Source organism: Candidatus Andeanibacterium sp., assembly GCF_057143545.1.
This window is the reverse complement of the sequence record NZ_DBNHSF010000204.1, coordinates 1-11,437: the sequence shown is the minus strand read 5'-3', so window position 1 is coordinate 11,437 and position 11,437 is coordinate 1. Positions and strand designations below refer to the sequence as shown.

10 protein-coding genes are annotated in these 11,437 nt (G+C 62.3%); 5 read left to right on the top strand and 5 right to left on the bottom strand.

The genetic code is table 11. From position 1 onward, the window contains the following. A partial coding sequence (locus AC16XC_RS12060) for an SDR family NAD(P)-dependent oxidoreductase (RefSeq protein WP_484034904.1) occupies nucleotides 1-418 on the bottom strand: 418 nt, incomplete at its 3' end. A gap of 125 nt (nucleotides 419-543) precedes the next feature. Further along, nucleotides 544-1,290, bottom strand: a complete 747-nt coding sequence (locus AC16XC_RS12055) for a hypothetical protein (RefSeq protein WP_484034903.1) — start codon at nucleotides 1,288-1,290, stop codon at nucleotides 544-546. Between the two features lie 376 nt (nucleotides 1,291-1,666). On the opposite strand from AC16XC_RS12055, the gene AC16XC_RS12050 reads away from it, so the two are divergent. The 5 genes from AC16XC_RS12050 to AC16XC_RS12030 all read left to right on the top strand — a co-directional run bounded on the left by AC16XC_RS12050 (nucleotide 1,667) and on the right by AC16XC_RS12030 (nucleotide 7,500). Beyond that, a complete protein-coding gene (locus AC16XC_RS12050) occupies nucleotides 1,667-2,110 on the top strand; it encodes a DUF3576 domain-containing protein (RefSeq protein WP_484034905.1) in 444 nt (147 codons plus the stop codon). 21 nt (nucleotides 2,111-2,131) lie between these two features. After that, a complete protein-coding gene (gene leuS, locus AC16XC_RS12045) occupies nucleotides 2,132-4,639 on the top strand; it encodes a leucine--tRNA ligase (RefSeq protein ID WP_484034902.1) in 2,508 nt (835 codons plus the stop codon). Next, on the top strand, nucleotides 4,636-5,121 hold the full coding sequence (lptE, locus tag AC16XC_RS12040) for an LPS assembly lipoprotein LptE (protein ID WP_484034901.1): 486 nt from the start codon (nucleotides 4,636-4,638) through the stop codon (nucleotides 5,119-5,121). The genes leuS and lptE overlap by 4 nt, the downstream gene beginning before the upstream one ends. Beyond that, nucleotides 5,118-6,161 (top strand): DNA polymerase III subunit delta, encoded by a 1,044-nt coding sequence (gene holA, locus AC16XC_RS12035; protein WP_484034900.1) that lies wholly within the window; start codon nucleotides 5,118-5,120, stop codon nucleotides 6,159-6,161. Before lptE ends, holA begins: the two co-directional genes overlap by 4 nt. Before the next feature lie 103 nt (nucleotides 6,162-6,264). Next, on the top strand, nucleotides 6,265-7,500 hold the full coding sequence (locus AC16XC_RS12030; RefSeq protein ID WP_484034899.1) for a sugar transferase: 1,236 nt from the start codon (nucleotides 6,265-6,267) through the stop codon (nucleotides 7,498-7,500). A gap of 293 nt (nucleotides 7,501-7,793) precedes the next feature. Here AC16XC_RS12030 and AC16XC_RS12025 read toward each other — a convergent pair whose 3' ends face one another. The 3 genes from AC16XC_RS12025 to AC16XC_RS12015 form a co-directional block, all read right to left on the bottom strand. After that, entirely contained in the window at nucleotides 7,794-8,978 is a 1,185-nt protein-coding gene (locus AC16XC_RS12025; protein ID WP_484034898.1) for a glycosyltransferase, read from the bottom strand. Nucleotides 8,979-9,082: 104 nt separating this feature from the next. Then, a complete protein-coding gene (locus tag AC16XC_RS12020; RefSeq protein WP_484034897.1) occupies nucleotides 9,083-11,053 on the bottom strand; it encodes a hypothetical protein in 1,971 nt (656 codons plus the stop codon). Continuing rightward, a partial coding sequence (locus AC16XC_RS12015; protein WP_484034896.1) for a hypothetical protein occupies nucleotides 11,050-11,437 on the bottom strand: 388 nt, incomplete at its 5' end. The genes AC16XC_RS12015 and AC16XC_RS12020, both read right to left, overlap by 4 nt.

Genomic DNA, 11,437 nt, shown 5'->3' with positions numbered 1-11,437 from the left:
CCGCCTGCCCGTTGATCGAGCCGATATTGACGATCCGGCCCCAGCCGCGCTCGCGCATGCCAGGGAAGCAGGCCTTGGCCATGTTGAAACAGCCGCCAAGATTTATCTTCAACACGTCGGACCAGTCGTCGTAGCTCATTTTCAGGAGCGTGCCGTCGCGGGTTATGCCGGCATTGTTAACCAGGATGTCGATCGGACCGATTTCGGTTTCGACCTGCCTGCAGCCTTCGAGCGTCGCCTCATGATCGCCGACATCCCACTTGTAGGCCTTGATCCCGGTCTCGTCGGTAAAGGCGCGGGCTTTCTCCACATTGCCGGCAAAATTGGCGACAACGGTGCAGCCCTGCGCCTTCAATGCGAGCGAGATTGCCTTGCCGATTCCTCTTGTTCCTCCGGTGACGATTGCGACGCGTGTCATTTCGGTTCCTCGATCTGCGTTTGCCTCTGTCCCTGAGGCATTCCGTTAAAAGGTGTTGCACCGGCACGCAAAGAAAAACCCCGCGCAAGGGCGGGGCTTTCGGGAAATCACGCTTTCATGAAAAGTCAGAAGCGGAACTGGGTGCCGATATAGACGGCCTGACTGTCCTGTTCGCCATTGGTCAGCGGAACCAGCCGCTCGCTGTCCTGCGAATAGCGAACGCCCGCCGTAACATCGAGATTGCGGGTAACGCGATAGCTACCGCCCAAGTCGAATGTCTGGTTGGCGACCGATTCGATTTCGCGAGTGGGCTTGGCGGTTCCCGAAGCGAGTTCTTCTTCCACCGCAATGCGGGCGTTGAAGCGACTCGGCTTTTCCTTGACGCCTTCGGACGGGCGGAAAGATGCCAGGTCGGGCATCGCCGTATCGTTTAGATCGCGCTGCACACCCGTCTTCCGGGCGAAGCTCTGATAGCCGCGGGCAAGGCCAAGATTGTATCGGGTAGGGGCAATCGATGCGACCGCACTGTCTTCTAGCTGTTCGCCGGCAGCAATTGCCGAGCGGATCGAAAGCGCCTCGGCCACGCCGTTGTCGACCCGCACCGCAACAGTCACCGAACGGCCGGAGCGAATGGCTGCGCCCGCCGGCGTGAAGCGAATTCCCTCGCGCAATCCGCGCTCGCCGATCAGGCTGGCAAGCCGCGCATCGACAGAGGCTGGAGTGAAGGTGGCGATCCCGCTCCGCAGCGATTGGCCATCGATCGCGCCGAGGGCATAGCCTGCGCTGGGCACCGCGACGAGGGCCGCGGCACCGGCATACAGGGCTGCTGCGGTAATCCCGCCGCCCCAAACCGATTTACGCTGCCTGGCCATGATCTTCGCCAAATTTCCTCTCACTGCCCAATATCGTCTCGCCGCCTGAACGGTTCCTGAGCAAGGAACCCTGGAGTCGACAGAATCGGACACAACTCCACTGTTGATATATTTCCAAAATCCGCTTGGCCAGCTTCGATTGTTTCCTCGCATGCCGGTTTTACAGGAGTGTTGCAGTGCGCACACAAACCTTCCGGCGGTTAAGCCGCTATTCAGCGCAAGATTGAGCATGAGCTTGCGGCGCTACTTGCCGCTTGCGCAGCGGCGGCTATAGAGGCTTTGAAAAGGGCGCGGACCTGAAATGGCGGCTCGCCCGGAACAAACGAACAGGACGGCTCGAATAATGACTTGCAGCAGCGAAATCGGCTCAACCACGATGCAGCGCTCCTTGCGCAAGCCGCTGGCAATGGCGGCTTTGGTTGCACTGGGGGCGGGCCTTGTCGCTTGCGGTGGCGGCAACGAGCGCCCGCGCGCCGACCTGGCGGCAGCAGAACTCAACATGATCGGGGTCAATTCCTATCTCTGGCGGGCCAGCCTCGAAACGCTCGCCTTCATGCCGCTGATGCAAGCCGACAGCCGGGGCGGCGTGCTGGTGACGGACTGGTACTCCAACCCGCAAAACCCGGGCGAGCGGGTCAAGGTGTCGGTTGCGATCCTCGACGAGGATCTCAGGGCCGATGCTATCCGGGTCGCGGCCAGCCGCCAGATTCTCCAGGATGGCTCCTGGGTCGAAGCGGAGGTGCAGGCCGCGACGGTGCAGCGGCTCGAAGACATTATCCTGACCAAGGCGCGCGACCTTCGCCGTTCCGCCATCGGCTGACGCCGCCGAGGGGGTTGCCAGATGAGCGACAGATTTGATCCGTCGCGGGCCGACGGGCGCTGGCAGCGCGCCTGGGAAGCTGCGCAATGCTTCAGGGCGGACGGCAATTCCGGCCGGAAATGCAGCTATGTGCTCGAAATGTTTCCCTATCCTTCGGGACGCATCCATATCGGCCATGTCCGCAATTACACGATGGGCGATGTCATCGCCCGCTACCGCAAGATGCAGGGCGACGATGTGCTCCATCCGATGGGCTGGGACGCGTTCGGCATGCCGGCCGAAAACGCTGCGCTGGAGAAGGGCGTCCATCCGGGCGACTGGACCTACCAGAACATCGCCAACATGAAGGCGCAATTGCAGCGGCTCGGCTTCGCGCTCGACTGGAGCCGCGAATTCGCAACCTGCGATCCTGCCTATTACGGACACGAGCAGGCGCTGTTCATCGACCTCTACGAAGCCGGTCTCGTCTATCGCAAGGAAAGCGCGGTGAACTGGGACCCGGTCGACCAGACTGTGCTTGCCAACGAACAGGTGATCGACGGGCGCGGCTGGCGCTCGGGCGCGCTGGTCGAGAAGCGCAAGCTCAACCAGTGGTTCCTCAAGATCACCCAATTCGCACAGGATTTGCTCGACGGGCTCGATACGCTCGAGGACTGGCCCGAAAAGGTCCGGCTGATGCAGGAAAACTGGATCGGCAAGAGCCAGGGGCTCGAATTCACTTTCCGGCTATCGGACGGCAGCAAACTGCCGGTTTACACCACGCGGCCCGACACGATTTTCGGCGCCAGCTTCGTCGCGGTCGCAGCCGATCATCCGTTGGCGATTAAGCTGGCCGAGAGCGACCCGGAGGCGGCCTTATTTATCGAGAAATGCCGCGAAGGCGGGACCACCGCGGCCGAACTGGAGACTGCCGAGAAGCTCGGCTTCGATACGGGGATTACCGCGGCGCATCCGTTCACCGGCGAACTCCTGCGGGTGTTCATCGCCAATTTCGTGCTGATGGATTACGGTACCGGCTCGGTCTTCGGTTGTCCGGCGCACGACCAGCGCGACCTCGATTTTGCCCGCAAATACGGCCTCGGCGTGACCAGGGTCGTGTCCGATGGCGAGCGGGCCGATCCGGTCTTCGAAGGCGACGAAGCCTATACCGGCCCCGGCAGGCTGGTGAATTCGCAATTCCTCGACGGGCTGGAAGTCGAAGCAGCCAAGGCTGCCGTCATCGCCCGCGCCGAGCGGGAAGGCTGGGGCGAAGGCAAGACGGTCTGGCGCCTGCGCGATTGGGGCGTTTCGCGTCAGCGCTATTGGGGTACGCCGATCCCCTTCATCCATTGCGAGGCCTGCGGAGTAGTCCCGGTACCCACGGACCAGCTCCCGGTTACGCTGCCCGAGGATGTCGACATGTCGATTCCCGGCAATCCGCTGGTGCGCCATCCGACCTGGAAGCACACGACCTGCCCCAAATGCAGCGGCGCGGCCCAGCGCGAGACCGACACGCTCGACACCTTCATCAACTCCTCGTGGTATTTCCTGCGCTTCGCGAGCCAACCGGAAGACCGGCCGTTCGATGCTGCCGAAGTCGCGCGCTGGATGCCGGTCGACCAATATATCGGCGGGATCGAGCATGCGATCCTGCACTTGCTCTATGCCCGGTTCTGGACCCGCGCCTTGCAGCATATCGGCAAACTCGATTTTGCCGAACCCTTCGCCAGCCTGTTTACGCAAGGCATGGTGACGCACGAAACCTATAAGGCCGGCGATGGAAGCTGGCTCTCGCCGCAGGAAGTGAAGCGGGAAGGCGACGACTGGATCCATATCGAAAGCGGCAAGCCGGTATCGGTCGGCCGGGTCGAGAAGATGTCCAAGTCGAAGAAGAACACTGTCGATCCGGACGAGATCGTCGCCCAATACGGCGCCGATGCGGTGCGCTGGTTCATGCTGTCGGACAGCCCGCCCGAGCGCGACCTTCCATGGTCTGCCTCGGGGATCGAGGGTTGCGGCCGCTTCGTCCAGCGGCTGTGGCGGCTGTTCGGCGAGTATGCCGGCGGAGCGACCGGGGAAGACAAGCCGCTTTTGCGCAAGCTCCACCAGACCATCGCCGCAGTCGCCGAAGACATAGAATCGCTCGCCTTCAACAAGGCGGTCGCGCGGATCTACGAGCTGACCAGCGCCGTCGAAAAGGCCCCGCCTTCCGCTTCCCGCAGCGAAGCGATCGCCGGCCTGATGTTGCTCTCCTCGCCGATGATGCCGCACCTGGCAGAAGAAGCGTGGCATCGCGCCGGATTTGAAGGCCTGATCGCCGCTGCCGCATGGCCTCCCTTCGATCCGGCGATGCTGGTCGAAGACGAAGTCACCATTGCCGTCCAGGTCAGGGGCAAGCTGCGCGACACCTTGACCGTCGCCAAGGGCCTGCCGAAAGAGGAACTCGAGGCCCTTGCCCTTGCTTCGGAGAAGGTGCAGCGTGCGCTCGATGGCGCGGAAATTCGCAAGGTGATCGTGGTGCCCGACCGGCTGGTCAATCTCGTCGCGTGAGAATCGCGGCCGCCCTTCTCGCGCTGGCCGCCTTGCCGGGGTGCGGCCTCCAGCCGATGTACGCCGGCGGCGGCGATGGCGAGGTGGCGCGCGGTCTGGCCGCGGTCGACATTCCGCCGATCGAGGGCCAGGCTGGCTGGCTCGTCCGCAATGCCCTGCTGGACCGGCTTGGCGGCGGCGGGGAATCCGCCCGCTACCGGCTCGATGTCCGGCTCGACGACAATCTCGAAGGGCTGGGATTGTTGACCGACGATACCGTCGGGCGCGAGCGCCGGACCTTGCGCGCCCGTTACCAGCTGGTCGAAATCGCGAGCGATGAAATCCTTCTCGACGCCACGGCCGGATCGGATGCCGGAATCGACGTGGTCTCCTCGGAGTTTGCGACTATCGCAGCGGAGCAGACGGCGCTTGAAAATCTCGCCCAGGAAGTGGCCGACCGGATCGTCACCCGGCTCGCGCTGGCATTGCGCCAGGATTCATGAAGACGACCCAGCGGGATTTCGCCGGAGCTGCCCCGCGAGCGGCAAGGCAGTGCAGTATTTTCTTCTTTTGCGGCCAGGACGAAGCCGGCGCGTCTGCCGCCGCAAACAAGCTCGCCGCCATGATGGAAGATCCGGGCGAGCGGATCGAATTGCAGGGCAGCGATCTCAAGCGCGACCCGGCGCTACTGGGAGACGAAGCGAGATCTGGCTCGCTGTTCGGCGATGCAAGGCATGTCTATGTGCGCGCGGCAGGCGATGAAGCGCATGATGCGCTCGAGATCTATATCCAAGGAATCGACGCGGGGCAGGCGGCCGGCTGTCCGGTCCTGATCGTGGCCACCTCGGCTTCCGACAAGTCGCGCACGGCAAAGCTGATCGAGAAGCGCGACGACGCGCTGGTTGCGATGTTCTATCCTCCCGATCTCCGCAGCGTGACCGAAGAGGTGCGGCGGATGGCCGATACCGCCGGGCTCAGATTGCCGGGTGATCTGGCGGAACGGATCGCGCGGGCGTCGCGGCTCGATGTCAGGCTCGCCCAGTCCGAGGTCGAAAAGCTTGCGACCTATCTGGACGCGACGCCGCAAGCCCCGAAGGCAGCCGATGCGGCGGCGCTCGATGCGATCGGGGCAATGGCCGAGGACGACGGCTTCATGCCGCTGGTGAATGCCGTCCTGTCCGGGGAAACGGGCAGGCTGTCCGGCGAACTGAAGCGCATGCGCGAAGTTTCGCTCAATCCGGTCGGGCTGTTGCTCGCGTTCGAAAGGCGAGTCTCCCAGTTGGCCGGACTTTCGGCAAAGCTTGGGGCAAGAGGCGATATTGCGGCGCTGCTCGAGGCCGAGACGCGGGCGCGGCGGGTCTACTTTCGCGACAAGCGCGACCTCCACGACCAGTTGCGGCGCTGGCAGGGCGACGATCTCGATCGCCTGGTCAGCCGGATGACCGAACTCCACCAGGGCCTTCTGTCGAATAATCAATCGGCCGAATTGCTGCTTTCGCAGGGACTGGCTTTGATAGCGCGACATGCTGTGGGGCGCCGCTGATATCGACAGGATAGATGGTCGCGCAACTTGCCTTTGATCCACATTTGTTCCATTTTCGAAAATGCTGTTGATGTGATCGCATCTAAGTTTTAGAAGTGGTCTAATGAATTTGACAATAAAACACGAGTCGCCTGAAGAATTCGGTTCTATTATTCCGAAAAGATCTGTCTCCTTCTCTTTGGAGAAGAGAAGGTTTTACTATAATATTTTTCAGATCAGCCTCGATCCGGCGACAATTCTGTTTTCCTTCTGGCTTTCCTCGCTCGTTTATTTCGGATCGACTTGGGATGACCGCACGCAAATTGCCGCGATACTCGTTGCCGGACTGTTCTTCTTCCTTGCGGCATTTGGCGGCACCTATACCACCGCAACCCTGACCGACTGGAAGCAGGCGACATTGCGAATGGTGCTGGTGCTGGGCGCGACGATGATACTGTTCGCGTTCGTCGCCTTCTATACGAAGACATCGGCGAGCTTTTCGCGCGGCGCAGTGTCGATCGGCATTGTCTTTTCGGCCGCTCTGATGGCCACAACGCGCTTCATCCTGACCAGATGGCTGGTTCGCAATTATGGCCCCACCCTGACCAACGAGATCGTCATCATGGATGGCGGGCCGCAATTCGGCCTCAGGCACGCTGCTGCGATCGATGCCCAGTCGGAAGGGATTGCCCGTTCGTTCGAAGACCCGGTGGTGCGAGACCGGCTCGGGCGAATTATCGAACACATGGACCATGTGATCGTGAGCTGTGCGCCGGAAAAGAGGCTGGAATGGGCGAAGGTGCTCAAAAGCCTCGGTGTCAATGGCGAGATCATAAGTGCACATGCGCACGAGATCGGCGCGATCGCTGTCCGCAATTACGACCGGCAGGGCCTGACTTCGCTGGTAGTATCGACCGGCCCGCTCGGGATGAGGGCCCGTTTCACCAAGCGGGCATTCGACCTTGCGGTCGCATCGATCGGACTTGTCCTGGCGGCGCCGCTCATGCTCTTGGCCGCCCTGGCGATAATCGCGGAAGACGGACCGCCTTTAATTTTCAGGCAGCGCCGGGTTGGCCGGAAAAATCGCGAATTCACGATCTACAAGTTTCGTACGATGAAGGCGGCCGCGAGCGATGCCGACGGCCACCGGTCGACAATCCGCGATGACGAACGCGTGACCAGGGTGGGTCGGATCCTGCGCAGGACCAGCATCGACGAACTGCCCCAGCTATTCAACGTCTTGAAGGGCGAAATGAGCATGGTCGGGCCGCGCCCGCATGCCCCCGGTTCGCGGGTGAAGGAGCGCCCGTTCTGGCAGGTCGATCAGCGCTATGCAGCCCGAGATTGGCGCCCAGTATGACGGTAATTTTGTCCGATACCGAAGGCTGGAAGCCGAATGCGCGATACATTTCCTGGTAATCAAAGATGCGCGCCAGGATCGGATAGAAGACGAAGACCAGCCAGTGAAAGCCGAGATAGCTTGTCAGCGGATGGAGCAGCGAAGCAGCCGGGTGACGCGAATAGCCAACGGCAAGTCCGACGAACAGCAGGACCGAAGCTCCAAGAAGTAGATCGTAAACAAACATTGCCGAAAGCGTCTACCAACGAACTCCGGAATTGTCTTCAAGCAGACCAGCCCGGCAGCGCGCCTCTCTAACTCTCCATTGCCCGGCGAAAGCTTTCGATCCGCTGCCGGATTTCCTCGACCTCCGGAAATGCCAGGATCTCGACCGCATCGGCGAACCTCTCGCTGTCTGCCATCCAGGCCCGTGCCTGCGACTGACTGGACATTGCCCGCCATGCGTCCCTGTCGGAAGAAACTTCATGCAAGGCGGCCGAAATCGCGTCGACCGAGTTCGGATCGACGACGAATCCGTTCACTCCGTCCCTGACCAGCGCGTCGCGAGCGCCGACAGGATAGGACACAATCAGGGGAAGTCCGAAGGCGACAGCCTCATTGACAGTCAGGCCCCAGGTTTCCTTCATGCTGATCAGGAGCAGCGCAAGCGAGCTCGCGAGCCGTACGGAAACTTCCCGGGAAGAAAGAAAACCCGTGAACACGACCTGGCCGGCCACGCCAAGTTCGTGGGCCAGGTGCCGCAACTTCCCGGTCAGCGGACCGTCGCCAACCATCACGAGCTTGCGCGCGGAATTCCCGGCGGAACCGGCATAGAGCGAATATGCCCGAAGCAGGATTTCCAGATTCTTCGTTTCCACGAAGCGTCCGACGAAGATGAAATCCCGGTCCTCGAATGGCGGGCCATCTGACGCCGAAGGACCTGCTTGCAAACGCACGCGGTCGAGATTCACGGTATCGTAACCCGGCACGACCGGTCGGGACGCAAAACCGAGGCCCCGGACATAAGCTTGTGATCGGCGGCCGCTCGCGATCGCGGCCCGGTACGGGGTCAGGATCAGGGATTTGATCCATTCCCTCACCAGGTTGCGCTCGAAATCGTCCCGTTTGGAATCCGTCATCACCACAACACGCACCCGGAACAGCCACAGCAACCAGGAAAGCGCGATTGCATCGGGCTCCGAATAGGGCAGGCCAATGCACACGATGTTGCACTTGCGGAGCAGGCAAAGCTCGCGCCAAAGCCGCCGGAGCCAGAAAACATCTTCGAATTCGCTACCGGGGAACAGTGTATATTTGCGCGCGCCTTCCACCGTTCCGGACGGCTCCCAGGCATAGGTGCTCGAACTTGTGGCGATTTCGACCGCAAGGATTTCGGCGCGGCCCTGGAGTTGTTTCGCCACAGCTTCGCAGCGGTCGACGTGATAGGCCGCAAACTGCGACCAGACCAATGCAATGACAAGTTTGGTGTTTTCCGACATCGCGTTTGCCCCACGCCCGGCTGGCGTGATGCCTGCCGACGCCAAGCGCAGTCAACTGCGAGACGAAGATTACACGCAGTCCGATCGGTGAAATTCCGACTTCCTTACGCGCTGGTGAAGAACGCCTGTTCCTCCCAGCGTGCGCCCCAGCGGTTCCAGCGGAATTCGATGAAATCCATGTCGTTCGCGAGCAGGCGATCCTGGGGCACCTTGAAGCTGCTCGATGCGCCTTTCGCGAAGCGCAGCGTTCCGGCCGCGCCGGTCTTGTAGACCCGGCAGAGCTGGCCGTCGGCATAGCCGAAGCCAGCGCCGCCGGCTGGTGCTGTCGCCAGCACCATCTCGTGAATCCCGGCCTCGGCCGAATAACAGATCCGCGGAGCGCGCGGTGTGATCGTCCCGCCTGCCGACACATGCCCCTGCCACAGGCTGGCGGGTCGATACGAGCCTGCTCCGGTGTCGCGCAGCCGGTCGAGTACCACCAGCGGGAAGGCGGCGGGCACAGGCGAAGCGCATTTCGGCGCCAGATTGTCGGTCGACGCCTCGGCGTGGCTGACCACGATACTGCAGGACGGGTCGATCAGATTGTCGAACAGGACCCCGACCCACTGGCGCCCATTGGCCTTGGCCAGCTCGGTCTGGCGATAGGCCAGTGTGATGTGGACGTTGCTGGGAGGCTCGACATAGGTTCCTCCCGGCGCGCCGGGAATCTGGGTAGCGAGGTTCGTTGGCCCGTAAAGTGCCAGCGCCGTAAGGCCGTCGAGCTGGTCGATCCAGCAATCGAGATCGAGCACGGTGTCCTTGAGGCCATAGCGGTTGGTGGTGTCGAACAGGACGGAGCTGTCGACGATCGTTGCGTTGCCGCGCAGCCACGAACCGAAATTGATCGTGCCGCAATTGCGGAATTCCCCGCCTTCGATGAGGATGGATGGCGGCGCGCTGTTCTCGTCGCGATTGGGAAAGATGAACGGGTAGCCGACCGGGACCTCGGCGCTGGCCGGCCCGCCGCCCATGGTCACGCTGTCGCAATCGCGCCAGATGCATTGCGCGTAGATGCCGTCGGGCGATCCCAGTGTCTCCTCGGCGATGTAACAATCGCCGAATTCGCATTGGAACAGGCGCCATGGGGTCGGGACGCCGACATTGAACGCCCCGCCATTGCTGGCCAGCAGCTTGCACCGTTCCATCACGATCCTGGTCGGGGCGTAGCCGGAGACATAGAACAGCTCGCCCTTGAAGCCGATGAAATCGGTATCGTAGAGCGCGATCTCGCCGACAAATGTATCCTGGATGCGGAAGCCCTTGTCGGTGCCATCCCAGCCATCGCCGTCGATTGGATCCGCCGGCCAGACATGATCGCCGGTTCTCAGGCGATTGCCCTGGAAGATCAGCCGGTGCAACTCGATGCTGGCGACCGAAAAATCTCCTTGCGGATCGGGATAGTCGCCGATCACGTAGATTCCGCCACCGCGCCAGACCGCATCCGACGAATCGCCGGCCGAAAGTTCGACCACCTGCCAGTTGGTTTCGGGATCGCCGCCGTCATGGGCCTTGAAATCGAACAGTGTGCGTTTGGGCGCAACGCCGCGCAAGGACAGGGTCTTCCTGACGACCAGCGGAATCCCGTCGCCGGCGAAGCTTTGCGAATCGCTGGTCCGCAAGGGGCAGTGCAGCTCGTAATATTCCCGCTCGAAGCGGACTTCGCCGATGCCGACCGCCGCGGCATAATCGATCGCGGCCTGGATCGCAGGTTGGGCGTTGACGCCGGACTGGCCGACCGCACCGCCCTGTTCGACGCTGATCCCGCCGCTCGAATCCAGCAGGCGGAAGATCCGGCCATCGCTCGCCTGGAACGCAAAGCGGGGATGGGCAGCCAGCAAGGCAGCGGAGCAGAGCGCGTCCGAGACATAGCTTCCCGCCCCGCTGCCAGGCGAGGAATGGCCGCTGCTCTCGACCCGCTCGGTCCCGGCGGGAAGCGCAGCCCCTTGCCATTGCACAAACAGGCGAGGCGCCGAATTCGAAGGTTGCGACTTTGCCGAGACGGCCATCGCGCGCGCTGCAAAATCGATACTGCTCATTGCGACACCCGGTATGCGAGCGAGCCCGATTGCAGCTGGATATCGAGGTAGAGCTGCGCGCCTGCCTCGCTTTCTTCCCATACCGGTTCGCAGGCGTTTCCGGTAAAGCTGGCCCAGGGGAGCCCGCCGATCGTTACCGGGACCGGGCCCGATTCCGCATCGGGTGCCCGCATCAGCTGGACCGTGCCGGTCCAACTCCCTTCGAGCTGCAGGATCACGAGTTTTCCGGCAATTGGCTCGTAGGGACCGGCCAACATGTCGACCGCGGTTGTCCCCGCCAGGGGCGGGGGCGCAACGCCGCCGGGCAAGTCATTGGCCAGGATGACCGGGAGCGGGGCGCCTTCTGCGGCGAGCGTGAAATTCCCGCCCTGGTCGGCGAAGCCG